Origin of the sequence: Sulfuriferula plumbiphila, assembly GCF_009938015.1 — a bacterium.
GTDB lineage: Bacteria > Pseudomonadota > Gammaproteobacteria > Burkholderiales > Sulfuriferulaceae > Sulfuriferula > Sulfuriferula plumbiphila.
On record NZ_AP021884.1, the window covers coordinates 2,234,716 to 2,257,843 of the forward strand.

Sequence of the window (23,128 nt, forward strand, 5' to 3'; positions counted from 1 at the left end):
TTCGGTGCAGATGCGGCAGTCCCTTCAGGCGGCCTTGCTCCCGATCAACATGGCCAGCTGCTGTCCCAGTTCATGCAGCCCCTGCGCCGCGGCCTCTGCCTGCCGGGTGCCGGCGACATTCTGTATGCTGGCCTGCTTGATGTTCTCCATCGCCAGCGCCACCTGATCCATGCCCACCATCTGCTGCTGGCTCGATGCCGCGATCTGCGTGGCCGCCTGCGCCGCTTCATTGATGCTCTCAGCGAGCAGGCGGATGGCTTCGCCGGTCTCCGTGGTCTGCTTCACACCCGCCTCCACGGCCTTGTTGCCCTGCTCGGTGGCCAGCACCGCAGCACCGGTGGCCTTCTGGATGTCGCCCAGAATCGCGCGTACCTGGGCAGTCGCTTGCTTGGACTGTTCCGCCAGGCTATTGACCTCCTGCGCCACTACGCCGAAGCCCTTGCCGTGCTCGCCGGCCCTGGCCGACTCGATGGCAGCATTCACCGCAAGCACGTTCGACTGCCCGGCAAGGTCGTTGACGGTGGCAATGATCTCGCCAATGGCCTGGCTCTGCTCGGACAGCCGCACGATGCTCTCGGCAATGGATTCCATTTGTTCCTGGATATGCTGCATGCCGGCAATCGCGTCCTCCACCGATTTGCGGCCGGTCTGCGAGATCTGTGCGGTCTTCTGCGCGCTGTCGGAGACGTAGCGCGCTTTCTGGCTCGCAACCCGGGCGGTCTGCTTGACTTCCTCAACCGTCGCCGTGGTCTCGCTCACAGCACCGGCCGTCTCGGCAGAGCCGGAGGCAACCTGGGTGGTGGTGGCGAGAATTTCGGCCACGGAGGACGACAGCAGGGTAATACTTTCCCGCAACTGGCGGGTAATGCTACGGGTGACCAGAAAACCAACCAGAGCCAATACTGCAAAAGCAAGAGGGATGCCGTAAACGATGGCGGAAATCGTGGCTTCGGAACTGATCCTCACCTCGCCGTCCCGCTGTTCCAATAGTCTCTTTTCCTCGTCACCCATCCCGGCGATCAGCTTTCGAATATCATCCATCGCCTGCTTTCCCTTATCCGTCCGGACCACCTGTAACGCAGCCTCGAACCCCTTGCTTTTCCGCAAATCGATCGTTTCCTTGAGTTCAGAAAATTTGGCCGCAATGAGAGGCTCAAGAGCATTGAGCGAGCGCTGTTGATTGGGGTTATCCGCTGTCAACCTGCGGAGATTCTGGAAAGCCTTATTCATAGCCGCCGTCCCGGTCTGATACGGTTCCAGATAACGCTCATCTCCGACAATGAGATAGCCACGCTGTCCGGTTTCGGCATCTTTCAGGGCCGAGAGCACGTCTGCAAGATTTGCGAGTACCTGGTGGGTGTGAACTTTCAACTGTGCGGCTTCGATGAGTCCGGTCGTGCTCCGGTACGAAACCATGCCGAGAACGGCCAGAATGAACAGTGCCAGAGCATATCCGGCTCCAATCTTTGTTCCGACAGTCCATTTCATTTGTTTCACCTTTCCTGGAGTTGTTTTCTCTCGGTAAACCGTTCTTTCACTTATACCGTTCCGTCATCTGCTTGAGTCGCTGTCCCAGTTCGTGCAGCCACTGCGCCGCGGCCTCTGCCTGCCGGGTGCGGCGACGTTCTGTACGCTGGCCTGCTTGATGTTCTCCGTTGTTCTGTCGAGCCAGGGGCCGTTTGTCCACTACCCGTCCACTTGCTCCTGCACGATGATGTTCGCGTCGGACAGGAGTTTTTCCGCATCGAGAACGACGGTGCGATCAGGCGTCACGCCCCGTAAATACACTTCCCGGATACCCGTGAGGGTGGGCAGGGATGACTGCATGTCGGCGATTGGAACGCGACGCACGCCGGTAATCGCATCCGCCAGGATGCCGAAGAGCATGTTCCCGGAGCGGAGAACGATAAGCTTGTTGAGATCGGTCAGCCCTTGCTCCGGCAGGTCGAAAAATTTCTTGATGTCGATGACCGAGAGGATCTCTCCGCGCAGGTTGATAATGCCGAGCACGAATGCCGGCGTGCATGGTAACGGCGTGAGGTTTTCCAGGGGATAGACCTCCCGGATGCAACGTGATTCGACAGCGTAGCGCTCGCAGGCGAGGAGAAATTCCACGACTTCGAGGCACTCGTTAGCGGCTTCCGCGTGCACGGGCTCCCGGGCCAGCGCTTGCGCTCTTGCCTTCAGGATGCGTTGGGTCTCTTCGGGTGGTGACGTCCATGCGCGCTCGATTGCGGCGCGCGCGGCCGCCATGCGCCGCTCTATATCGCGCCAGTCAATAACTGCTTTTTTCTGTTCTCGCGATGATGGCTTAGGAGGGCTCATACCGTTATGCCTTTCATACGCCGACCGTTGCAGCGCATGGCAGGCTCGACAGCACGGATGTGATGATCTCGACCAGCCGGCCGGCGCTCAGCCCGTCCGACTCGGGGAGGATTTCGTCGCGCGGGCGCTGATGCAGGAGCGCAAGGGCATTTCTGAAATGCCGCTCCGCCTCGCGGCGCCGGTCCTGCGCCAGACGCAGGTTACCCAACGCGAAATGCGCGAGTACGAAATCGGGATCGAGATAGAGCGCGCGCATCAGCGACTGCACGGCGCGGTCGTATTGGCCCTGCTCCTGCCGGATGGTGGCGAGGAGATACAGGTGCGCGGGATTCAGCTTGTCGGCGGCGATCGCCTTTCCGCACCATTCGGCCGCTTCGGCGAGCTTGCCCTGGTTGGCACAGGCCCGCGCCGTGCGGGATGGCGCTGCGCTGGCATTCACCGCGCACGGAGGTAGCCCGTCTGATTGTACTGCCGGGCGATCCAGATTCAACGGCGCCGCATGCAACGGAGTCGCTAATGCTGCATCCCCAACAAGGGATTCCGGCGCCAAGGTCTCAGACAACAGACCGGCTGCCGCGGCTGGATAAGCGGTGGCGACAGCCGGCGATTCCGCATCCGCGGGTTTGCGGTAGAGAACGGCTCCGGGAAACCCGACGGCAGTGAACCTGGAAAACAGGCTGATCGAGGTTTCCGCGGGGCTGACGATGAGCCACCCGCCATCGACGAGCGAGCGGTGGAGGTTTTCGATGACTTTCTGCGCCTGCGCCGCGGTGAAATACATCAGTACATTGCGGCAGAAGATCACGTCCATCGCGTTGGTGTTGTTGGTGAGTGAAGGGTAAACATCGTCGGCAAGGTTGAGGTAGGAAAATGTCACCCGCTTGCGGATGCGCGGCAGGATCTCAAAACGCGCATTTTTTCCATGTTTGAAATGACGCGCCCGGATCCAGGCCGGCGTGTCGCGGAACGACCATTCGCCGTACATCCCTGCTGCCGCCTTGCCCAGGAACGCCGGGTTGATGTCAGTGGCCAGGATGGTGACATTCCATTTTTCGGGATCGGGGATCAGCCGGTCGAGGAGCATGGCGATGGAATAGGCTTCCTCGCCGGTGCTGCAACCGGCGCTCCAGATACGCAACCGCCGTCCGGTGTGCTCGCGCGCATGCAGCAACACCGGGAGGATGTGCTGTTCGAGCGCCTCGAAGCTCCGCTGCTCGCGGAAGAAATAGGTTTCGCCCACGGTCAAATGGCTGGCGAGCACCTCGATCTGGCTGCGCGTCAGGGGTGCAGACAGCAACCAGCGTGCGCACGTTTGCGCATCCGGCAGACCGAACTGGCAAGCGGCCGCGACTATCCCCCGTTCCAGGTCACCCCAGCGCTTTTTCGGGAAGTACAGCCCGGTCTGTGCGGCGAGGAAATCGCTCAGGCTGGACAAAAGTGAATCGGGAAGAGGAGGGCGTATGTTCTGCATCAAAGAGGGGCCATGGCCTGATCCAGGGATTCTTCTTCTTCCAGGGAGAGAAACTGTTCCAGGTTGTAGATCAGGATCAAGCCATCCTTGAGCTTCGCCACACCTTGAACATACTCAAGCTCGGGCAGGATGCTCTCCGCCACGACCAGTTCCCGCCCGGCGCATTCGACGATATCGGTCACCGTATCCACCACCAGGGCCACCGGCCGCCGCGCCGTGTGCGCGATGACGAGCTGGTCGGTGAGGGCGATGTCCCGTTGCGGCAGGTCAAAACGCTTGCGTAGGTTGATGACCGGGATCACCTCTCCGTGCACATTGACCACCCCAGACACGATGGCCGGCGCCTTCGGCAACGGGGTAATCTCCACCATGCGCACCACCCTGTCGACCGCCGACAGATACAGGGCGCAGCGCTGATCGCCCAAAGCAAAAACAAGGAGTTGATCCGGCTTTCCCATAACGGCCATGGGCTCGACGTTCATGGATAATAATGGAGTGGCCAACTCGTTGCAGCAAAACAAACTGGTGCGGGCAAAACAGTCATGACATGTCCCCCTGCCTATCTGGTAATACTAGCTCTGTTTAATAATTTTGCGCGTTGTGCGAGGAAACGCTCAGGCAAGTGGACGATATCGCAACTGCCACCTGTCAATTTCCGCTCAAATTCGACCCGGTATTAAATATAGCTGCGCCACACACAAATCCCCGCTGCGGGTTAACCTGGTTGATCCCTGCCCTGCCCCTGGATAATCTTGAGCAGGCCCTGGGCGGCGTCCTCGACCATATCCAGCGTCTGGTCAAACCCCTGCTGCCCGCCATAGTAGGGATCGGGTACATCCAGATTGGGAAAACGCCGGCTGAAACTCAGCAGCAGCCGGATTTTGTGGTGATGCCTGGCATGGGCACGGCGCGTGAGATTGTTCAGATTCTGTCTATCCATTGCCAGAATATAGTCGAAACGCTCGAAGTCGCTATCCTGCACCTGCCTGCCACGCAACGCACTGATATCGTAGCCGTGGCTTAGCGCCGTGCGCTGGGCACGCAGATCGGGTGCATCGCCCACGTGGTAGTCGTGGGTGCCCGCCGAATCGATCACAACTTGCGTGTCCAGCCCGGCACTCTGTACCGTTTTGGCGAAAACCCCTTCCGCCATGGGCGAGCGGCAGATATTGCCCATGCAGACGAATAAAACTTTAATCATTAGATTTCCAATCAATATGTTATGGATATTTTATAACTCGTGCGAGACACCAAGACAACACGTCCCGTACCAATGGGATCAGACAGTGATCGAGCAATTTTGGAGAACAAAATGGACGCATCGGCGCTCATTTCGCAGCACTCCGCGCCACCCAGCAGTTTGATGAAATTCCGCTTGGGCTTGAACTGCACGCGCAGCTCCGCCAGGTAGTCGCCGAATTGCCGTGACTGATTCTGCGCTTTCATCAACCCGCCCATCTTGCGAATCAGCTTGATCGCCTCGTCGTAAGCGGCGTTGCTGGTCTGCTCGACGATGGGCGGCACCACGCGACGGTAGAGGCTGACGGCGTCACCCGTGCGTGAAGCTTCGAGCTTCCCGGCCAGCGAGCCGAGTAGTTCTGCTTCGTGCAACCGGCGCATTTCGGTTACCAGTAGGCGAGCGCAGGCAAAGTCGCGGAAGATGGGGCGGCGGGCTTCCGTGCAGGCGGTGACATGGCAGGCCTGGCGCGGCAGCGAAACCCGCCCTTTGAGGAGATTATCGCGCGGCATGGCGGGAGAGGGGTTGGGCGAATGAATTCGCCCCTACGGGGGTCATATTCCCAGTTCCTCAAAATTTTCCTGAATCTTCGCCGCCAGTTCCACCGCCTCGCGGTTCAGATCGGCCAGCCCCATATGGATGTCGCGCAACGTCTGCCCGAAGTCGAAGTCCTCATCCGCTTCCGCCGGGGCGACGCCGACATAGCGGCCGGGGGTGAGGCTCCAGTCGGCGGCTTCGATGTCGGCGCGGCTGACCACTTTGCACAGGCCCGGTACGTCCTGCATTTCGGCCTTGGGGAAGCGGTCTTCATGGCATCGACCAGCGCGGTGCCAAGCTTGCTGCCCTTGGGGAGCTTGAGCAGGGTGTCGTAGCGAGCCAGTTCCGGCAGCATCAGCGCCCGGCGCTTGATGAAGTCGCCCTTGACCAATGGGCGCTTGGGTATTCTGCCGGCGGCCTGATCGGCCCCGATGGCTCGCAAGGCGGCCTGGTAGCGATTGGTGGCGTGGCGCAGGAAAATGACGCCGAGCACCGGCATGCAGTATCGCTGCTGGTCAGTTTGGAGTTGGCGCGCAACTGATCGGCAGCCTCCCAGAGGCTGTCTTCGATCTTGGAGATATTCTGGAAGGCGTTGGCGCTCATCGGCTCACTTCTTGTTGGTCTTTTTCGTCTTGGCGCTGGCCTTCAGGCCGGACTGCTCTGCGTGAGCCAGGACCAGCACCTCCATCATGGAAGCGACGGAGCGATGCTCGCGCTCGGCAGCCTGGCGAATCAGGTCTTTGATCTCCGCAGTCGTCCGAATGGACAGGGTTTCACACTTATTGCGCGACATGGCCCGACCCAGGTTGAAATGGCCTCGCCAATGTACTGCCTTATGCTGATTGTGGCAATGCCAAAATCCTGAGGGATGGTCTGCCAATTGACAGCCAGCTGTAATCTCCGGCCGCCATGCCGAGTATTGGACAGGCACCGGAACCGCCCGATCAGGCACAGTTCCAGGCTTGGTGGCATGGTTCGATTGTTGCGCAGCGCCATTCAACAAAATTCAGCCCGGATATTTCAGCAAGACGCATGCGGAATCGCAAGGCTCCGCTCTTGTATAATGCCGGGTTAGCCAGCCTCTTCTTCTGTTGCCAAAAATGACCACCCTTGACTCAGAAATCCAGCGTCGCCGCACCTTTGCCATTATTTCCCACCCGGACGCGGGTAAAACCACGCTGACCGAAAAGCTGCTGTGGTTCGGCGGCGCGATCCAGGTCGCGGGCGAAGTGCGCGCACGCAAGGCCAGCCGCCACGCCACTTCGGACTGGATGGAACTGGAAAAACAGCGCGGCATTTCGGTCACTTCCTCGGTGATGCAGTTCCCCTACCGCGAACACATCATCAACCTGCTGGATACGCCCGGTCACGAGGACTTTTCCGAGGATACCTACCGCACCCTCACTGCCGTGGATTCGGCGGTGATGGTGATCGACTCGGTCAACGGTGTCGAAGCACAGACCATCAAGCTGCTCAACGTGTGCCGCATGCGCGATACCCCCATCATCACTTTCATCAACAAGCTCGACCGCGAAGGCCGCGCACCGATTGAACTGCTCGACGAAATCGAATCGGTGCTGGGCATGCAGTGCGCGCCGATGACCTGGCCGATCGGCATGGGCAAGCGCTTTCGCGGCGTGTATCACCTCTACGACGACACGGTACTGGTGTTCGACCCGCATGCAGACAAGGGCACCAGCGAGATCATCCAGGGCCTGGACAACCCGCGCCTGGATGCGTTCATCGGCAGCGAACAGGCCAGCGAGCTGCGTGTGGAGGTGGAACTGGTGCGCGGCGCTTCGCACACCTTTGATTCAGCCGCCTATCATGCCGGCAAACAGACCCCGGTGCTGTTCGGCTCGGCAGTCAACAACTTCGGCGTACAGATGATGCTGGACGCGGTGGTGGACTTGTCGCCGCCGCCCCAGCCGCGTGCCACTGAAACCCGTCTGGTACAACCGGGCGAGGCGAAGTTTTCCGGCTTCGTATTCAAGATCCAGGCCAACATGGACCCCAAGCACCGCGACCGCATTGCGTTTCTGCGCGTGTGCTCCGGGCGCTTCGACCGGGGCATGAAAATCAAACAGGTTTCCAGCGGCAAAGTCATGGCGGTGAACAATGCCATCACCTTCATGGCGCAGGATCGCAACACAGCGGATGAGGCGTTTGCGGGCGACATTATCGGCATCCCCAACCACGGCACCATCCGCCTGGGCGATACCTTCAGCGAAACCGAAAACCTCAAATTCACCGGGATACCTTCGTTTGCGCCGGAATTTTTCCGCAAGGCACGCATCAAGAACCCGCTGAAAATGAAGCAATTGCAGAAAGGCCTGCAGCAGCTGGCCGAAGAAGGCGCCACCCAACTGTTCCGCCCGATTTCCTCGAACGACCTGATCCTGGGCGCGGTCGGCACCCTGCAATTCGACGTGGTGGCGCACCGGCTGGAATTCGAATACGGCGTGGACGTGCTGTTTGAAGGCTGCGAATACGCCACTGCCCGCTGGCTGCGCGGCTCCGAGACCAACCTCAAGCAACTGGTGGATAAATACGGTTTCAACGTCGCCCTGGACGGCGCAAATCAGTACGTTTACCTGGCGCCCAACCGGGTCAACCTGACCATGACGCAGGAACGCTTCCCGGACGTCAGATTCCTGGAAACACGTGAGGTTTATTGAAGCCAATGGACTTCGATGTCATCGTCATCGGCGCCGGCGCGGCCGGCATGATGTGCGCTGCCCAGGCCGGGCAGCGCAGGCGGCGCGTGCTGCTGATTGACCACGCCGCCAGGATCGGCGAGCGCATCCGCATCTCCGGCGGCGGCCGCTGCAATTTCACCAACCGCCACATCAGCGCAGAAAATTTCCTGTCGCAGAACCCGCATTTCGCGCGCTCCGCCCTGGCCCGCTATTCGCAGTTCGACTTCATCAAGCTGGTGGAACGCTACCGCATCCCCTATCACGAGAAAACGCTGGGACAACTGTTTTGCGACGATTCCGCGCGCCAAATCATAGCTATGCTGCACGCCGAATGCGACGCCGGCGGTGTGCAATGGGCGCAGCCGTGCAGCGTACAAAGCATCGAACGGATTGACGACGGCCTGCGTTTTGAACTCATGACAGGGCACGGCAGGTTGCGCTGCCAGTCGCTGGTGATCGCCAGCGGCGGACTGGCGATACCGAAACTGGGTGCCACGCCGTTCGGCTACAAGGTGGCGGAGCAATTCAATCTGCCGGTAATCGCGCCCAAGCCTGCGCTGGTGCCGCTGGCACTCCCTGCAGAAATGCTTGCGCCGCTGCAAGCCCTGGCTGGCGCATCGCTGCATGTCGCTACCCATTGCGACGCTCAGCCCGCCGCATTTCGTGAGGGAATGCTGATTACCCATCGCGGTCTGTCCGGCCCGGCCATCCTGCAGATTTCCAGCTACTGGCAGATGCAGGAATACGGCGGCGGCAAGAGGCTGCCGATCGCCATTGACCTCCTGCCCGGCGTGGATGCCGCCGCCTGGATCGCACCGCACCGCCACGGCAAGGCCACGCTCGCCAGCCTGCTGGCCGGACATTTACCCAAACGCTTTGCCCAGGAATGGTGTGCGCTGCATGACTGGGTGAAACCACTGACGGAGCATTCCAGCCGCGATCTGGCCGAAATGATTGCGGCACTCAAAGGCTGGGCACTCATGCCCGCCGGCACCCTGGGTTACGCCAAGGCCGAAGTCACGCTGGGCGGCGTGGATACCGACGCGCTCTCGTCCAGAACCATGGAATCCAAGACAGTGCCAGGACTGTATTTCACAGGCGAAGTGGTCGATGTAACCGGCTGGCTGGGTGGCTACAATTTCCAGTGGGCATGGTCGTCAGGCTGGGTGGCGGGGCAGTTTGCGTAATCCTGAATCCGGCAATCGTGTTTTCCGCAATGGAACCATGGCGCCCATAACGGCTCTGACTGGCTTTTGCTGCACGACTATCAACGGTAATTTGAATTCGCCACAAAGCGCTCGCGCGGGCATGCATCGTTACGATGAAACATTCGGGCCAACTCACTGGCAACCCGCTTCATGCAAAGCAATTGGGGGATAGGAATTGAGCAGGAAGCCCGTGGCTGGAAGAGACCACCAGCACAAATGAAATCAGCCGAGTCCGACGCGATTAAATTTGCCTGGGAATTACCCGCGCCCAGGCAGCGTTATTTCGAGATTCATATCCGCCGCAGTACCCTCATTGCGGTCATCGCGTCTTTGCTGGTGCATGCGCTGCTGTTATTTACCTTAAACCAGAAGCAGATGCGCATCGGGTCTCCCTCTGTCCAAGACACGCAAGCGCCGCTGGTCGTGCAATTAACGCCGCTCATGCCGGCAAGGGTGACACCGAAACATGCAAAGCGGGTGCCAATCCATCCGACTAAAAATCCGAAAATCCGGCCAAGGCCTCCAGTTAAACAACAAACCAGCAAACCCAGGCTTAAACCTCGCGTTCCTGTCAGTCCTCGCCCACACGCACCGCCTGCTGCGGTGGTCGCGACGACCAAACCATCATTGAATACCTCGGTCATGCCTGCGGCACCTGTAGTAGACACTACACCCACCGCAAGCCCAGCGCCGCCGACTGACATGATGAGTTATATCAATGCCGTCAGAGCGCGCCGCCAAGCCGCCGAGCAAGCGGACGCAGAACCCGGCGCCAACCAGCGCAACCCCACGCCTGACGAAATCAGGATGGCCAACATCAAACGCAATCTCCAGCCTGGGGGTACCAACGGCGTATTCCAGATCCTCAGCATGGGCGTGCGCACGGCCCAGTTTTCATTCCGCGGCTGGACAACGGACTCCAGCCACTTTCAGCATCAGGTCATCGATGTCGACGCCGGACTCAATGGCGATGTGGAACGCGCAATCGTGCGCAGGATGATCGAGCTGATACGCCAATATTACAAAGGCGATTTTAATTGGGAATCACAGCGCCTCAACCGCGTAATCGTGCTGTCGGCACGCAAGGAAGATAATGCGCAACTCGAAGACTTTTTAATGAAGGAATTTTTTAGACGCGACGGTGAGCTCCGCGAGTAATGTGCTGACAGCGTGAGTGACAGATCAGTTTGCACAGCTTTAACGAGAAAATCCGTAGCAAGACAAATTCGTAAAATGAGAATCGAAATCCACAAAGGCATCATCCAGGCATTAGCCGCTGCCATTTTATTCGGCATCAGCACGCCGATGGCAAAGGCGCTGGTAGGCGCCACTCACCCCCTGATTCTGGCCGGCCTGCTTTATCTGGGCAGCGGACTGGGGCTGGCCGCCTGGCGCTGGCTGCGTCGATTGCCGGGCAAGCCGGTCGATACCACGCCACTGCTTCGGCAGGATTTACCATGGCTGGCAGGCACGGTGCTGGCGGGTGGCGTGCTCGCCCCGGCGCTGTTGATGTGGGGATTGCAATTTACCCAGGGTTCAACCGCATCCTTGCTGCTGAATCTGGAAGGCGTGCTCACTGCGCTGCTGGCCTGGTTTGTGTTCCACGAGAACTTCGACCGGCGCATTGCCCTCGGCATGCTGCTGATCGTGACTGCCGGCGCGCTGCTGTCATGGCAACAGCTGCCGATATTCGGCATGGCCTGGGGGGTGTTGGCGATCATCGGCGCTTGTCTGTTCTGGGCTGTCGACAACAACCTGACCCGCAAGATTTCGGCCAGCGATGCTTCCCAGATCGCCATGATTAAAGGGCTGGCAGCCGGCATCACCAATCTGGCGCTGGGGAGTGCTGCCGGCGGACAAGTGCCGGGGGCGGGCATCGTGTTCGCCGCGGGCGTGCTGGGTTTGTTCGGTTATGGTATCAGCCTGGTGCTGTTCATACTGGCACTACGCAACCTGGGCAGCGCGCGCACAGCGGCCTATTTTTCGATCGCGCCGTTTGCGGGAGCGGCTTTGGCACTGCCCTTGCTGGGCGAAACGCCGGGGATACTGTTCTGGCCCGCCAGTGTATTGATGGGTATCGGTGTCTGGCTGCACTTTAGCGAGCGCCACGAGCATAGCCATACTCATGAACCGATACGGCATGCGCACCGCCACGTTCACGACGAGCATCACCAGCATAGCCACGCTTCCGTCCGGGGAGGCCATGATCCGCATTCGCACGAGCATATGCATGCGCCGATCACGCACAGCCATCACCATTTTCCGGATATGCATCATCGTCACCGGCATTGAGCGGGTGACGAAACGGGAACAAGCACACCGCAGTCCTATGACTTAAACTATCCAAGCGCATCAACGCAACGACCCAAACCCCATGACCATACCCACACGAAATGACCAGGAAACAGCACGGTGAAAGAGTGTGCCAGCGTGAGTGACTATCCTGTTGTTAACTGGTCTGAAGCAGACGCGCACCACTCTGCCCGCTGGCGCTCGGAGAGCGGCGCCGCGCCACCCAGGCGGGTGACTGTCGCCGATGACCGTATGGCGGCAGATGTTGCCTACCGCCTGGCCAGCGAGGGCACTGCGCTGCTGTGGCGGGGAGATTTTCAGAATGCGCGCCAGTTGCTGCAGGCAATGGCGCGCCGCGTCGACCGTAAACCGCGCAAACCCGCTGCGTCACCGACCGAGGCGTTCAATTTCCATCGTCAGTTCCAGTCCCGGCGCGCGCGCACACTGGGGATGCTGTTGCTGCCGTTAGAGGCTGATTACAGCATTCCTTTGCGGCGCGCACCCGATGTGCGGCAAGCCTGCACCGAGGCGTATGGTGCGGGAGCGGCGCCCTCGGTGGTCTCGCTGCGTGAGCTGCTCGGCGTGATCGGTGCCCACGAGTGGCGCAAGCAAGGCGTCGAAATCCCGGTGCTCGGCAATCGCATCCATCCACACTATGGCGTGTTTTCGCCGGTGCGTGGCGAGTACGTGAGGCTGGTGACCGGGGCACCGCTCCCCTCATTGGAGCGGGCCTTCGACATTGGTACGGGGACGGGTGTGCTGGCTGCGGTGCTGGCGCACAGAGGTGTAAAACACATCGTAGCCACCGACCAGGACCCGCGCGCATTAACCTGTGCGCGCGAGAATATCGGCCGGCTCGGACTGATGGGTCAGGTGGAGATTGTTCAGGCAAATCTTTTTCCGGAAGGACGCGCGCCACTCATCATCTGCAACCCGCCGTGGCTGCCAGCGCGCGCAAACTCGCCTATCGAACATGCGATTTACGACCCGGAGAGCCGCATGCTACGGGGCTTTTTAGATGGCCTGGCGGCCCATCTGGAGCCGGGAGGAGAAGGCTGGCTGATACTGTCGGATCTGGCCGAACACCTGGGGCTGCGGTCGCGGGACGCGTTACTCGCTGCTTTCGACGCAGCCGGATTGAAAGTCGTGGGGCGAATGGATGTGAAGCCGACGCATCCCCGCAGTGCCGACGAAACCGACCCATTGCACACGGCGCGTGCGGCGGAGATCACCTCGCTGTGGCGGCTTGCTGCGGCTTGAGCGCCGGGTTTCACACAACCGCAATGCTAAGATTTTTTCACGATTAATACACACAATGCACCCGCATCCAAAGGAAACAAACAATGAATAACCGACGCCATCTGTTTACCTCCGAATCCGTTGCTGAAGGCCATCCGGACAAGATCGCCGATCAGATTTCCGACGCCATTCTGGATGCTTTTCTTGCCGAAGAGCCCACAGCCAAAGTGGCCTGTGAAACCTTCGTGGCCGATAATCTGCTGGTGATTGCCGGTGAGTTCAAGACTGCCCGCAAGACGCTTTTCAGCGAGATTCAAAACCGCGCCGAAGAGATTGCCCGCCAGGTGCTGCGCGACATCGGTTATCAGGATGCTGAAACCGGCATCGATCCGAACAGTTGCGAAGTGCAGGTGCGCTTTAATCATCAGTCTATCCAGATTCATAAAGGCATCACACTGGCAGACGGCGACATCGGTGCAGGCGACCAGGGGCTGATGTTTGGTTATGCCTGTGACGAAACCCCGGACCTGATGCCCTACCCCATCTGGCTGGCGCATCGCCTCGTGAAACGACAAGCCGAGCTGCGCAAGTCCGGAGCCCTGCCCTGGTTGCGTCCCGATGCAAAAAGCCAAGTGACCGTCGCGTATGAAGGACAGCGCGTGGCAGGCATCGAGAACGTGATCATCTCCACGCAGATCGAGCGCGACCTCGATCCCGTCTGGGTCACGCAGGAAATTACGCGCGCAATCATCGACCCGCTGGTGCCGATGGAACTGCGCTCACCAGGTTTCAGGCTGTGGGTCAACCCCGCCGGTCCATTCGAAATTGGCGGCCCGAATGGCGACACCGGCCTCACCGGCCGCAAGATCATCGTCGATACCTATGGCGGCTCCTGCCCACACGGCGGCGGCGCATTTTCAGGAAAAGACCCCACCAAGGTGGATCGCTCAGCGGCATATATGGCCAGATACATCGCCAAAAACCTCGTCGCGGCGGGCTATGCCAAGCGTTGCCTGGTGCAGTTGGCGTATGCCATCGGGGTAGCAGAACCTGTCTCCCTGCTGATTGAAACCTATGGCACCGGAAACATGCCCGATGAAAAGCTGGAAACCATGGTGCGCAGCAGCTTTGAGCTGACACCACGCGGCATCATCGACAGCCTGGATTTACGCCGACCCATCTACCGGCAGACCGCCGCCTATGGGCATTTTGGACGGACAGAACCGGAGTTCACCTGGGAACGCACTGATCAGGCCGGGAAATTGGCGTTGTTTGATGTGTGATGCCAGCTTGAAAACACAGACGAATACTGACCGAATTATCTGTTTGATATTTAACGTGTTGCGTTATATTATAACCGCATGATCCAGTCGTTCAAATGCGCCGACACACTGGCCTTGTTTGCTGGCAGTCCAACGCCACGATGCGTGAATATCAAGACGGTTGCCGAACGAAAATTGCAGATGCTGCATCGTGCCACCCGCATCGACGATTTGCGCATCCCCCCGCAAAACCGGCTGGAAAAACTCAAAGACAACCGCAAGGGAGCCTGGAGCATTCGCATCAACGATCAATGGCGCGTCTGTTTCCGCTACGAAGAGGGCAATGCATTGGATGTCGAAATCGTCGATTACCACTGAACGGAGGCCAAGATGACAGTTATCAATGGAATGCGTCCAATTCACCCCGGTGAAATCCTGCGCGAAGAATTCATGATCCCGCTGGGACTGTCTGCCAACGCGCTTGCCATCGCCTTGCGTGTACCCGCCCCACGCATCAACGACATCGCGCGCGAGCGCCGCACCGTCACCGCCGACACCGCCCTGCGCCTGGCGCGCTATTTCGGCACCAGCGCGGAATTCTGGTTGGGCTTGCAATCGGACTACGACATGAAAATCACTCTGGCCGAACATGGCGCGCGCATCGAGAAAGACGTGGCACCCATGGGACAGGCGGCGTGACAGTTTTGCCACTGTGTGAACTGCGCTGATTGTCTGCCCTACTGTGCTGCCACGAAGGGTGAGCAATCCCGACCTGATGTAGAAAAACAATTCAAGCCACAGCACAACACAGAGGGCACAGAGAAAACCCGTATCAGTGCTTCGATTTCTCGACACAAACGATACTTGCGACGCGCTTCCCCCTTCTGCACCGCCTTGATTTGCCGCTAAGGCTCACCTTGTGGCGATACTTTATTTGAGTGGAGGAATAGCATTTCCTCGTGCCTGACCCCATGACCCCATTTATTAACGTGGGCCATTGCAGCGTTCTTTTCATTCGGTGCAATAAGGTAAGGATTGCGCCCTACCCGGACTGCTGCCCTGCCTCCCCGGCAGAGCGGGGCCTCCGGCTGGCTAGCCATGCTCATCACGAAAACCAGCGCAGAAAGGCCGCCGCCGTCAGTGCGACGACGCCCAGCCCGGTGAGCGCCTGCCATATCCGTCGACAGATTGCGTCAGGCCAGCGGGCCGCGCGCAGTATATAAAGCACGGCCAGAAAGAAGCCGATGACGGCGCTGGTTATTTTAATCGCCAGTGCGGCAGTGGCGATCCCGCTGATATCCGGAAAGCGCCCGTAATAATAAAAGCTGATGGCGCCCAGGCCCACGCCGCTGACGATCTGGGCCGCCCACGCCAGCATCACCAGCCACGCCAGGGAACGTCCGAGCACGGGTTGCCGTGGCGCCAGCCAAAGAGCCGTAGCCGCACCACCCACCACCGTAACCGCGCCAAAATTGTGGATCACCTGGGTCAGGGCATAGGCGAGGTTTTGAAGATCCACACCCTACTCCACGCTGACCTTGACGCATTGTTCCACCCCGATGGGCACGTGGGCCTTGTTCACCACCTTGACGCAGATGTTGCGGGTTCCGGGTGCGAGCGTTTCAAGTGTGTAGCTACCCTTCAGTTGGCGCAGTATTCCGACTTCCTTGTGATCCACATAGACATGGACATGGTCGCCGCGCGGTCCGGGAACGGCCTCGTAAACCAGCTTGGTCTGGGCCATGGCGTCCAGCTTGGCGCCGGGAAGCGGGGATATGATCTTGACATACGCTTTGTCCGAGGCCGCCGGCGCGGCGAGCGGAACGAACAACAGGGCAGCGAAGATGCCAGGCAATACCGAAGAAAGACGCATGATCCAGACTCCTTTATATAAACTCGACAACCGGGTGGTTTTCTTTATAGACCGTGGCGGCCAAGAAAACCAATCTGCGATCTGCCAAAAACCAAGGGGTGGCCCAAGACCACCTTTTTTTGGTAAATGCCTGCTGTCTGAATCAGGCCGCAATACGCCGTTTGAATTCCCCGGTACGTGTATCGATTTCGATCTTGTCGCCAATCTCAACAAACGCAGCCACCGGTAACTCAAAGCCGGTAGTAATCTTGGCAGGTTTGAGCACTTTGCCGGAGGTGTCGCCGCGCACCGCGGGCTCAGTGTAGGTCACTTCGCGCACCACAGTGGTGGGCATGTCCACGGAAATGGCCTTGCCGTTGTAGAAAATCACTTCCAGGCTCATGCCGTCTTCCAGATAGTTCAACGCGTCGCCCATGTTTTCCAGTTCGACTTCGTACTGGTTGAACTCGCTGTCCATGAACACATACAGCGGGTCGGCAAAATAGGAATAAGTGCACTCCTTGCGTTCGAGCACGACTTGTTCAAATTTTTCGTCGGCTTTATACACGGTCTCGGAAGCGGAACCGGTAAGCAGATTTTTCATCTTCATTTTGACCACGGACGAGTTGCGGCCGGATTTGCTGAACTCGGCTTTCAATACAACCATGGGATCGGTACCGACCATAATTACATTGCCTGCGCGAACTTCCTGTGCTGTTTTCATGCTATATCCTGCTGAATAAATTGAAGTGAGCGATAATTTAGCCGGTCATTTTAGCTTACTTTGGCAAAACTGCACCAGACGTGCGCCCATATCTTCGTTTTTCAACAGGCAATCAACCCAGCGGCAGGCGTGGGCATCGATCTCGGCCTGATGCTGCCGGTAATTCACCCAGGCCGGCCCCGCTCCCTTGCCTGCATTCCAGGCATGCCAAAAATCCTGCAAGGCCGTGGCGGACTGAGGAGACATCCCTGCACAATAATGCTTCAAAAATGCGTTCAGTTTTTCCAGGTGCGCATCGTCCCGCTGCGGATAAATATGCCAGACCAATGGCCGCGCCGCCCATAGCCCGCGCACCAGCGAATCTTCGCCGCGCACGAAATTGAGGTCGCACGCCCACAGCAATTCGTCATAGCGGGGTTGCGGCAAAAATGGCAGCACGTGCAGGATCAGCTTTCCGCGCTGGCGCTGCTCGCCGGGAATCAACCCGGTTGCGCCGAAGAATGCGGCGACCTGCGGCAGCAACTTGCTTTCCGGCAGCACACACAGCACCGGAAGTTCGCCTTCTGCCCAGGCCTCGAGCAATTCCGCCACGGCGGGATTTTCATAGCCAAACAGGGACACCCGTAGCGCATCGGGTGCAGGTTTCATACCCAGCGACATCCAGAAATCATCCTGCACCGCCGGGTCGCGCTGAAAGCCTATGCGCCGCTCGGCGAGCCCAGCTTCATGTAACAGGCCACCGGTATGGGCGTTAAAACCCGGGAAATAGAAATGTTGGGTGAGCGGCAGCCGGGGATGCGGCGAAGGCAGTCCATGACAGCCCTCCACCCAATCTTCAGCGCTGAGATATTCCAGATTGACCCAGACCGGCTTGGGCTGCATCGCGGCCATTGCAGTCAGGTAGCTTTGCGGCAATTTGCAGCCGAAGGCTTCGATGACAACATCGGCAGGCGTGGCATCGGGAAACGGGCTAACCCAATGCCGCACGGTCACCCCGTCCACACTTTGCGCGGACAGTATCGGGTTGATTGCAGTGCAGAGATGATGAAAACTGCCGAGGTCATCCACCCACAGGCGCACATTCAGGCCATGCCCGGCGGCCAGCTGCCGCGCCAGACGCCAGGCCACGCCGATGTCGCCGTAGTTGTCCACCACGGTGCAGAAAATATCCCAGTTGCGGCCTGTCTCCATTGCTCCATTTATACCCACTGCTGCAAAGGCAGGTATTGAGCCGCTTCCAGGCTTGGCAGTCAAGCCCAGGCTGCTTAGGAAGCAGGCGTGTCCTTACTTCCCTTTCCGGACGCTTTCTCCATGATCTCCAGGAACGGCTTGATGAGATCGATGGGCAGCGGAAAGACGATAGTGGAATTCTTTTCCGTGGCGATCTCGGCCAGGGTCTGCAGATAACGCAACTGCATGCCCCCCGGCGCAGAGGCCAGAATGGCGGCGGCATTGACCAGGGTCTGCGATGCCTGGAACTCGGCATCCGCATGGATCACTTTGGAGCGGCGGTCGCGCTCGGCCTCGGCCTGTTTGGCGATGGCGCGAATCATGTCTTCGGTGAGTTCGATATTGCGGATCTCGACCACGCTGACCTTGATCCCCCAGGCCTCGGTCTGGGAATCAAGTATCGTCTGGATGTCGGTGTTGATCTTGTCCCGCTCGGACAGCATTTCATCCAGATCATGCTTGCCCAGAACCGAGCGCAAGGTGGTCTGGGCGAGCTTGCTGGTGGCGGAAAAATAATCCTCCACCTGGATGAAGGCTTTTTCCGGGTCCACCACGCGGAAGTAAAGCACCGCGTCGACTTTGATGGAGACGTTGTCGTGCGAGATCACGTCCTGGGGGGGGATCTCGTGCACCACGGTGCGCAATTCTATCCGCACCATTTGCTGAACCCCCGGGATGATGATCACCAGCCCCGGCCCCTTCACCTTCCAGAATCGCCCCAGCTGGAACACCACACCGCGCTCGTACTCGCGCAGGATACGGATTGACGAAACCGCCAGCGCAATCAGGATGATGAACACACCACCAAAACCGAAACTGAATTCCATGCTCAGACTCCTTTTTCAAATTGAGGCATGACAATAAGCGTCAGGCCTTCCCTGCCAGTGACCCGGATATGCTGACCGGGAATCAGAACCTGGGTGCTTTTGACCTGCCACAACTCGCTGTGAACGCGCGCCCAGCAAATATCTTCACTACATTTGACCACCTCGCCGACGCTGCCGAGCAGTTGCTCGGCCCCACTCACCACGGTTCTGCGCCGCACCTTCAGCGCCATGCCGGCCAGGCTTGCAATGAGTACCGCGCTGACTGCACTTATCGCGACAATCAGACCGATGGGAATGCCAAAGCCGGGCAGTTCGGTGTCAATCAATATCACCGCGCCAATGACAAAAGCCGCTACCCCGCCGATGCCGAGTACGCCAAAACTGGGCGCGAACGCCTCCGCCACCATAAACGCAATGCCAAGCAGGATCAGCGTCAGGCCGGCGTAATTCACCGGCAGCAACTGGAAAGCATACAGCGCCAGCAACAAACAGATGCCGCCCAGTACACCGGGTGCAACGAAGCCGGGGTTGAAAAATTCGAAGAACAGCCCGTATACGCCGATCATGAGCAGAATCAGCGCCACGCTGGGGTCGGTAATCACCGCGAGGAAGCGGGTGCGCCAATCAGCCTGGTAAGCAATCAGGGGTGCGCCTGCGGTGGCCAATGTGCGCACGCCACCGACTACGCTGACCTGCTTGCCATCCAGTTGCCGGAGCAAATGCGGCAGGTCTGGCGCCACATAATCAATCACCCTGATTTTGAGTGCTTCCTCGGCAGACAGGCTGGCCGCCTCGCGTACTGCCTGCTCTGCCCATTGTGCGTTACGCCCGCGCAACTGGGCAAGGCCACGGATATAGGCGGCGGCATCGTTGACCGCCTTCCGGGTCATGGCATCTTTGGACGCCTGTGCTGGTTTTCCGCCTCCGTCTCCAGCACTTTGCGGTTCGCGTGACCCCGGTATACCGATCTGCACCGGCGTTGCAGCGCCCAGATTGGTGCCGGGCGCCATCGCCGCAATGTGGCTGGCGTAGAGGATATAGGTGCCGGCGCTGGCAGCGCGCGCGCCGCTGGGCGCGACATAACTGACCACCGGCACCGGTGACGTGAGAATCGCCTTGATCATCTTGCGCATGGACGTGTCGAGCCCGCCCGGCGTGTCCATTTGCAACACCACCAGCTGTGCTCCATCGCGGGCGGCGTGTTCCAGCCCGCGCGTCACGTAATCTGCGCTGGCCGGCCCGATGGCGCCCTCCACCTTCAACAGCAGCACCGGTGCGGCAGCCCATGCGAGCGTACTCCACACCAACGCGAGTAACAGCAACAGGAATGTACTAAAGCGCTTCATGGTGAGCCTGTGGCATCCGGGTTGACCTATCCCACACTATAGACCCTCGCAACGTTTGTTCAGTTGCGGTTTCAGCCCAGAACCAGCTTGACGCCAATCAGAATGGTGATCACTTCAAACGCGCGCTTGATCCACAGGTTGCCTTTCCTGATGGCAATATGGCTGCCGAAATAGCCGCCCAGGATTGAGCCCGCCAGCAGCGCCGGCATCCAGCCCCAGGCGATGCTGCCAAGATAGCCCAGCACCAGCGCGCCGGTGCCGTTCCACACCAACCCGCACAGCACCAGGGTGTAGGCCACGGCGCGCTTGTAATCGAGGCCGAAATGATGAATCAGCCAGATGGTCAGGAACAGACCGGTACCGGAAGTGATCGATCCATTGAGAAAGCCCACCACGAACAGACCGAGCATGCCGGTGAGCAGCCCGCTGCCTTCCCGATTTTTCGGCGCATGCTCCATGCCCAGACGGGGTTTGAATACGGAATACAGCCCCAGACCCAGGGTCAGCACACCCAGCAGAAAAAGGGCAGTGCGCGGCGCCAGCTGAAGGATGGTGCCGGCCCCCAGCACCACGCCGGGCAAGCCTGCGCCGAGGATGATCAGGGAAAAACGCCGTTCCAGATGGTTTTCCCTGAGATAGCGAACAGTAGCACCCAGCCCCAACGCCACACTGGCGACTTTATGCGTAGCCAGCGCCACGCCGAAGGGCAGCCCGAGGAAAATCAGCATGGGAAACTGGATCAGCCCCGCCCCCCCGCCGGACAGTGCAGAAAACCAGTTGGCGGCAAAAGACGCGACGAACAGGATGGCCTGGTCGGCGTAAGAGGTCATCCCGCTCAGGAACCGGTGATGCCGTGGGTAACGGGGATGCGGGTGTAGAACAGGCGCAGGTTTTCCTGCGCGCAGAGGGCCAGCAGCGCCTCGACCTGTTCCGCGCTGGCGATGAATTCCACCAGCATCGGCAACTCGCCTGCCAGCTCGAAGAAGGTTTCCTCAGTGAAGCCATGGCGGCCGAATCCGGCGGTCGCCCGGAATACCGTGCCGCCTGCGATGCCTTGCTTGCGCGCGGTTTCCAGCAGCCATTCATAGAGCGGTTTGCCGACGTGTTTCTGTTTTTCGGAAGTGTAGAGGCGCAGCCAGTTATCTTGCATCACATCAGCCCCTGAAAAACCTGAAGGTGAGCACGCCGAGTGCGGTCATCAGCACCGAGCCGACCAGGTGCAGGAACACCGACGTCAGTCCCCAGCCCCATTGCTGACGCGAGAGCAGCGTGAATATCTCGGCGGAAAAAGTGGAGAACGTGGTCAATCCGCCCAGAAATCCGGTAATCACCAGCAGCCGTGCTTCCGGCGCCAGCCCGGTATAGCTGGCGAAAAAAGCCATCGCCAGCCCGATCAGATAGCCGCCCAGCAAATTAGCCGCCAGCGTGCCCATCGGCAACGTGGGAAACAGCGGATTCAGCCAGAGTCCCAGTCCCCAGCGCAGCCATGCGCCCAGCGCCGCACCCACTCCGATTGCCAAAAAAGCGTTCACTCCCATCCTGCAAGGATAGCGTGAAGCGCGGCTTTAACGCAAAAAACCCAGCCAGCCTGCCAGCGCCAACAGCGCGGCCAACAGTACCGGCACGGTAAGTACAACACCAATCCGGAAATACTGCCCCCAGCCTATCCTCATGCCGCGCTGCGCCAGCACGTGCAGCCACAGCAGGGTGGCAAGGCTGCCGATGGGGGTGATCTTGGGGCCGAGATCGCAGCCGACGATGTTGGCATAAACCATCGCCTCGCGTATCGCCGGGTCTACCTGCGCATGCGCCACGGCGAGGCTGCCGGCCAGCACAGCGGGCATATTGTTCATCAGTGCCGACAGTGCCGCCATCATGAAACCCGTGCCCAGCGTGGCCGCGGTGAGGCCATAACTTGCCAGCCATTCCAGCGCATGGGACAGGCCTGCGGTCAGACCGTGGTCGCCCAGCCCGTATACCACCAGGTACATGCCCAGCGAAAACACCACCACCTGCCAGGGTGCCTCGCGCAGGATAGTCCACACCGGGATGACCGCCCTCGGTTGACGCCTGAGCAGATGCCCGCGGCCTGCGGCAAGCATCAACACCAACGCACCTGCCCCGGTAATCAGCGAGGTCGGCACGCCCCAGTGTTGCGACAGAAAATAGCCCACCAGCAAACCGGGCAATATTATCCAGCCAGCACGAAACACAAACGGGTCGCGAATCGCACCCGCGGGGTCGGCAAGCTGGTCCGGGTCGTAGGCTGGCGGCACTGTGCGGCGAAAATACCAGGCCAGCACCAGCAGCGAGGCTACCACCGACACCAGGTTGACCACACCCATCACCGCCGCGTAATCGGTAAAGCCTATCCCCGCGTAGTTGGCGGCAACGATATTGACCAGATTGGAAATCTTGAAGGGCAGGCTGGCCGAATCCGACACAAATCCCGCCGCCATCACAAACGCCAGCATCGCAGGCGGCGAAAAGCGCAGCGCGCGCAGCATTTCGACGACCAGTGGCGTCAGGATCAGCACCGCGCCGTCATTCGCAAACAGCGCCGCAATCACGCTGCCCAGCAGCACGATCAGCACAAACAGCGCCCGGCCCGATCCCCGCGCCCAGCGCGCCACATGCAGCGCCGACCACTCGAAAAACCCCGCCGCATCCAGGATCAGCGAAATCAGTATCAATGCAATCAGCGTGAAGGTGGCATCCCAGACGATATGCCAGACAGTGGGAATGTCGGTCAGCGATACCGTACCAGCCAGGAACGCAGCACCCGCACCCAGCCAGGCTGCGCTGCCGATACCCAGACCCTTGGGCTGGCGGATGACGAGGGCCAGCGTAACCAGAAAAATAAGCAGCGCAACCAGCAT

26 protein-coding genes are annotated in these 23,128 nt (G+C 59.6%); 8 read left to right on the forward strand and 18 right to left on the reverse strand.

All coding sequences use genetic code 11. From position 1 onward, the window contains the following. Window positions 1–24 precede the first annotated feature (24 nt). The 8 genes from GZH91_RS11555 to GZH91_RS11590 form a co-directional block, all read right to left on the reverse strand. Entirely contained in the window at window positions 25–1,488 is a 1,464-nt protein-coding gene (locus tag GZH91_RS11555; protein ID WP_147071929.1) for a CHASE3 domain-containing protein, read from the reverse strand. Between the two features lie 198 nt (window positions 1,489–1,686). Then, entirely contained in the window at window positions 1,687–2,325 is a 639-nt protein-coding gene (locus tag GZH91_RS11560; protein ID WP_147071931.1) for a chemotaxis protein CheW, read from the reverse strand. A 13-nt stretch (window positions 2,326–2,338) separates the two neighbouring features. Continuing rightward, window positions 2,339–3,796: a CheR family methyltransferase gene (locus GZH91_RS11565; protein WP_147071933.1), complete on the reverse strand. Its 1,458-nt coding sequence runs from the start codon at window positions 3,794–3,796 to the stop codon at window positions 2,339–2,341. Beyond that, window positions 3,796–4,278, reverse strand: a complete 483-nt coding sequence (locus tag GZH91_RS11570; RefSeq protein WP_223264519.1) for a chemotaxis protein CheW — start codon at window positions 4,276–4,278, stop codon at window positions 3,796–3,798. The genes GZH91_RS11565 and GZH91_RS11570 overlap by 1 nt, the downstream gene beginning before the upstream one ends. Before the next feature lie 233 nt (window positions 4,279–4,511). Beyond that, window positions 4,512–4,997, reverse strand: coding sequence for a low molecular weight protein-tyrosine-phosphatase (locus tag GZH91_RS11575; protein WP_147071935.1), 486 nt, complete (start codon window positions 4,995–4,997; stop codon window positions 4,512–4,514). 11 nt (window positions 4,998–5,008) lie between these two features. Further along, complete coding sequence (locus tag GZH91_RS17720; protein ID WP_174861834.1) at window positions 5,009–5,545, reverse strand: hypothetical protein; 537 nt, start codon at window positions 5,543–5,545, stop codon at window positions 5,009–5,011. A gap of 42 nt (window positions 5,546–5,587) precedes the next feature. Next, window positions 5,588–5,818, reverse strand: a complete 231-nt coding sequence (locus GZH91_RS11585) for a type I restriction-modification system subunit M (RefSeq protein ID WP_174861835.1) — start codon at window positions 5,816–5,818, stop codon at window positions 5,588–5,590. A 359-nt stretch (window positions 5,819–6,177) separates the two neighbouring features. Further along, on the reverse strand, window positions 6,178–6,363 hold the full coding sequence (locus GZH91_RS11590; protein WP_147071937.1) for a type II toxin -antitoxin system TacA 1-like antitoxin: 186 nt from the start codon (window positions 6,361–6,363) through the stop codon (window positions 6,178–6,180). Window positions 6,364–6,670: 307 nt separating this feature from the next. On the opposite strand from GZH91_RS11590, the gene GZH91_RS11595 reads away from it, so the two are divergent. From GZH91_RS11595 to GZH91_RS11630, 8 genes are all read left to right on the forward strand, one after another. Beyond that, the gene (locus GZH91_RS11595; protein ID WP_147071939.1) at window positions 6,671–8,248 is read left to right on the forward strand and encodes a peptide chain release factor 3; all 1,578 of its coding nucleotides are present in this window, start codon (window positions 6,671–6,673) and stop codon (window positions 8,246–8,248) included. Window positions 8,249–8,253: 5 nt separating this feature from the next. Beyond that, window positions 8,254–9,456, forward strand: a complete 1,203-nt coding sequence (locus tag GZH91_RS11600) for a BaiN/RdsA family NAD(P)/FAD-dependent oxidoreductase (RefSeq protein WP_147071941.1) — start codon at window positions 8,254–8,256, stop codon at window positions 9,454–9,456. A 171-nt stretch (window positions 9,457–9,627) separates the two neighbouring features. Beyond that, window positions 9,628–10,635, forward strand: a complete 1,008-nt coding sequence (locus tag GZH91_RS11605; protein ID WP_147071943.1) for a hypothetical protein — start codon at window positions 9,628–9,630, stop codon at window positions 10,633–10,635. A 75-nt stretch (window positions 10,636–10,710) separates the two neighbouring features. Next, complete coding sequence (locus tag GZH91_RS11610; RefSeq protein ID WP_170227437.1) at window positions 10,711–11,769, forward strand: DMT family transporter; 1,059 nt, start codon at window positions 10,711–10,713, stop codon at window positions 11,767–11,769. Between the two features lie 138 nt (window positions 11,770–11,907). Continuing rightward, entirely contained in the window at window positions 11,908–13,029 is a 1,122-nt protein-coding gene (locus GZH91_RS11615; protein ID WP_147072008.1) for a methyltransferase, read from the forward strand. An 83-nt stretch (window positions 13,030–13,112) separates the two neighbouring features. Then, entirely contained in the window at window positions 13,113–14,291 is a 1,179-nt protein-coding gene (metK, locus tag GZH91_RS11620; RefSeq protein ID WP_147071945.1) for a methionine adenosyltransferase, read from the forward strand. A gap of 78 nt (window positions 14,292–14,369) precedes the next feature. Beyond that, entirely contained in the window at window positions 14,370–14,648 is a 279-nt protein-coding gene (locus GZH91_RS11625) for a type II toxin-antitoxin system RelE/ParE family toxin (RefSeq protein ID WP_147071947.1), read from the forward strand. 12 nt (window positions 14,649–14,660) lie between these two features. Beyond that, window positions 14,661–14,969 carry a HigA family addiction module antitoxin gene (locus GZH91_RS11630; protein WP_147071949.1) on the forward strand — a complete coding sequence of 103 codons (309 nt, stop codon included), beginning with the start codon at window positions 14,661–14,663 and terminating at the stop codon, window positions 14,967–14,969. 406 nt (window positions 14,970–15,375) lie between these two features. On the opposite strand, the gene GZH91_RS11635 is transcribed toward GZH91_RS11630, so the two are convergent. The 10 genes from GZH91_RS11635 to GZH91_RS11680 form a co-directional block, all read right to left on the reverse strand. Then, window positions 15,376–15,789: a hypothetical protein gene (locus GZH91_RS11635; protein WP_147071951.1), complete on the reverse strand. Its 414-nt coding sequence runs from the start codon at window positions 15,787–15,789 to the stop codon at window positions 15,376–15,378. A 3-nt stretch (window positions 15,790–15,792) separates the two neighbouring features. Further along, the gene (locus GZH91_RS11640; protein ID WP_147071953.1) at window positions 15,793–16,143 is read right to left on the reverse strand and encodes a hypothetical protein; all 351 of its coding nucleotides are present in this window, start codon (window positions 16,141–16,143) and stop codon (window positions 15,793–15,795) included. Between the two features lie 142 nt (window positions 16,144–16,285). Then, complete coding sequence (gene efp / locus GZH91_RS11645) at window positions 16,286–16,846, reverse strand: elongation factor P (protein ID WP_147071955.1); 561 nt, start codon at window positions 16,844–16,846, stop codon at window positions 16,286–16,288. Between the two features lie 45 nt (window positions 16,847–16,891). After that, complete coding sequence (earP, locus tag GZH91_RS11650; protein WP_147071958.1) at window positions 16,892–18,037, reverse strand: elongation factor P maturation arginine rhamnosyltransferase EarP; 1,146 nt, start codon at window positions 18,035–18,037, stop codon at window positions 16,892–16,894. Window positions 18,038–18,111: 74 nt separating this feature from the next. Then, complete coding sequence (locus GZH91_RS11655; RefSeq protein ID WP_147071959.1) at window positions 18,112–18,903, reverse strand: slipin family protein; 792 nt, start codon at window positions 18,901–18,903, stop codon at window positions 18,112–18,114. A gap of 2 nt (window positions 18,904–18,905) precedes the next feature. Further along, entirely contained in the window at window positions 18,906–20,249 is a 1,344-nt protein-coding gene (locus GZH91_RS11660) for an NfeD family protein (protein WP_147071961.1), read from the reverse strand. 71 nt (window positions 20,250–20,320) lie between these two features. Further along, a complete protein-coding gene (locus GZH91_RS11665) occupies window positions 20,321–21,079 on the reverse strand; it encodes a sulfite exporter TauE/SafE family protein (protein ID WP_147071963.1) in 759 nt (252 codons plus the stop codon). A gap of 5 nt (window positions 21,080–21,084) precedes the next feature. Further along, on the reverse strand, window positions 21,085–21,399 hold the full coding sequence (locus GZH91_RS11670; protein WP_147071965.1) for a DUF190 domain-containing protein: 315 nt from the start codon (window positions 21,397–21,399) through the stop codon (window positions 21,085–21,087). A gap of 4 nt (window positions 21,400–21,403) precedes the next feature. Then, on the reverse strand, window positions 21,404–21,787 hold the full coding sequence (crcB, locus tag GZH91_RS11675; RefSeq protein WP_147071967.1) for a fluoride efflux transporter CrcB: 384 nt from the start codon (window positions 21,785–21,787) through the stop codon (window positions 21,404–21,406). 27 nt (window positions 21,788–21,814) lie between these two features. Next, window positions 21,815–23,128, reverse strand: a complete 1,314-nt coding sequence (locus tag GZH91_RS11680) for an arsenic transporter (RefSeq protein ID WP_147071969.1) — start codon at window positions 23,126–23,128, stop codon at window positions 21,815–21,817.

Excerpts from the sequence above, each read along its gene's own strand:
- GZH91_RS11555 (WP_147071929.1), bottom strand. The coding sequence starts at position 1,488 with ATGAAATGGACTGTCGGAACAAAGATTGGAGCCGGATATGCTCTGGCA.
- GZH91_RS11560 (WP_147071931.1), bottom strand. The coding sequence starts at position 2,325 with ATGAGCCCTCCTAAGCCATCATCGCGAGAACAGAAAAAAGCAGTTATT.
- GZH91_RS11565 (WP_147071933.1), bottom strand. The coding sequence starts at position 3,796 with ATGCAGAACATACGCCCTCCTCTTCCCGATTCACTTTTGTCCAGCCTG.
- GZH91_RS11570 (WP_223264519.1), bottom strand. The coding sequence starts at position 4,278 with ATGAACGTCGAGCCCATGGCCGTTATGGGAAAGCCGGATCAACTCCTT.
- GZH91_RS11575 (WP_147071935.1), bottom strand. The coding sequence starts at position 4,997 with ATGATTAAAGTTTTATTCGTCTGCATGGGCAATATCTGCCGCTCGCCC.
- GZH91_RS17720 (WP_174861834.1), bottom strand. The coding sequence starts at position 5,545 with ATGCCGCGCGATAATCTCCTCAAAGGGCGGGTTTCGCTGCCGCGCCAG.
- GZH91_RS11585 (WP_174861835.1), bottom strand. The coding sequence starts at position 5,818 with ATGCAGGACGTACCGGGCCTGTGCAAAGTGGTCAGCCGCGCCGACATC.
- GZH91_RS11590 (WP_147071937.1), bottom strand. The coding sequence starts at position 6,363 with ATGTCGCGCAATAAGTGTGAAACCCTGTCCATTCGGACGACTGCGGAG.
- GZH91_RS11595 (WP_147071939.1), top strand. The coding sequence starts at position 6,671 with ATGACCACCCTTGACTCAGAAATCCAGCGTCGCCGCACCTTTGCCATT.
- GZH91_RS11600 (WP_147071941.1), top strand. The coding sequence starts at position 8,254 with ATGGACTTCGATGTCATCGTCATCGGCGCCGGCGCGGCCGGCATGATG.
- GZH91_RS11605 (WP_147071943.1), top strand. The coding sequence starts at position 9,628 with ATGCAAAGCAATTGGGGGATAGGAATTGAGCAGGAAGCCCGTGGCTGG.
- GZH91_RS11610 (WP_170227437.1), top strand. The coding sequence starts at position 10,711 with ATGAGAATCGAAATCCACAAAGGCATCATCCAGGCATTAGCCGCTGCC.
- metK (WP_147071945.1), top strand. The coding sequence starts at position 13,113 with ATGAATAACCGACGCCATCTGTTTACCTCCGAATCCGTTGCTGAAGGC.
- GZH91_RS11625 (WP_147071947.1), top strand. The coding sequence starts at position 14,370 with ATGATCCAGTCGTTCAAATGCGCCGACACACTGGCCTTGTTTGCTGGC.
- GZH91_RS11630 (WP_147071949.1), top strand. The coding sequence starts at position 14,661 with ATGACAGTTATCAATGGAATGCGTCCAATTCACCCCGGTGAAATCCTG.
- GZH91_RS11640 (WP_147071953.1), bottom strand. The coding sequence starts at position 16,143 with ATGCGTCTTTCTTCGGTATTGCCTGGCATCTTCGCTGCCCTGTTGTTC.
- efp (WP_147071955.1), bottom strand. The coding sequence starts at position 16,846 with ATGAAAACAGCACAGGAAGTTCGCGCAGGCAATGTAATTATGGTCGGT.
- earP (WP_147071958.1), bottom strand. The coding sequence starts at position 18,037 with ATGGAGACAGGCCGCAACTGGGATATTTTCTGCACCGTGGTGGACAAC.
- GZH91_RS11655 (WP_147071959.1), bottom strand. The coding sequence starts at position 18,903 with ATGGAATTCAGTTTCGGTTTTGGTGGTGTGTTCATCATCCTGATTGCG.
- GZH91_RS11660 (WP_147071961.1), bottom strand. The coding sequence starts at position 20,249 with ATGAAGCGCTTTAGTACATTCCTGTTGCTGTTACTCGCGTTGGTGTGG.
- GZH91_RS11665 (WP_147071963.1), bottom strand. The coding sequence starts at position 21,079 with ATGACCTCTTACGCCGACCAGGCCATCCTGTTCGTCGCGTCTTTTGCC.
- GZH91_RS11670 (WP_147071965.1), bottom strand. The coding sequence starts at position 21,399 with ATGCAAGATAACTGGCTGCGCCTCTACACTTCCGAAAAACAGAAACAC.
- crcB (WP_147071967.1), bottom strand. The coding sequence starts at position 21,787 with ATGGGAGTGAACGCTTTTTTGGCAATCGGAGTGGGTGCGGCGCTGGGC.
- GZH91_RS11680 (WP_147071969.1), bottom strand. The coding sequence starts at position 23,128 with ATGCTGGTTGCGCTGCTTATTTTTCTGGTTACGCTGGCCCTCGTCATC.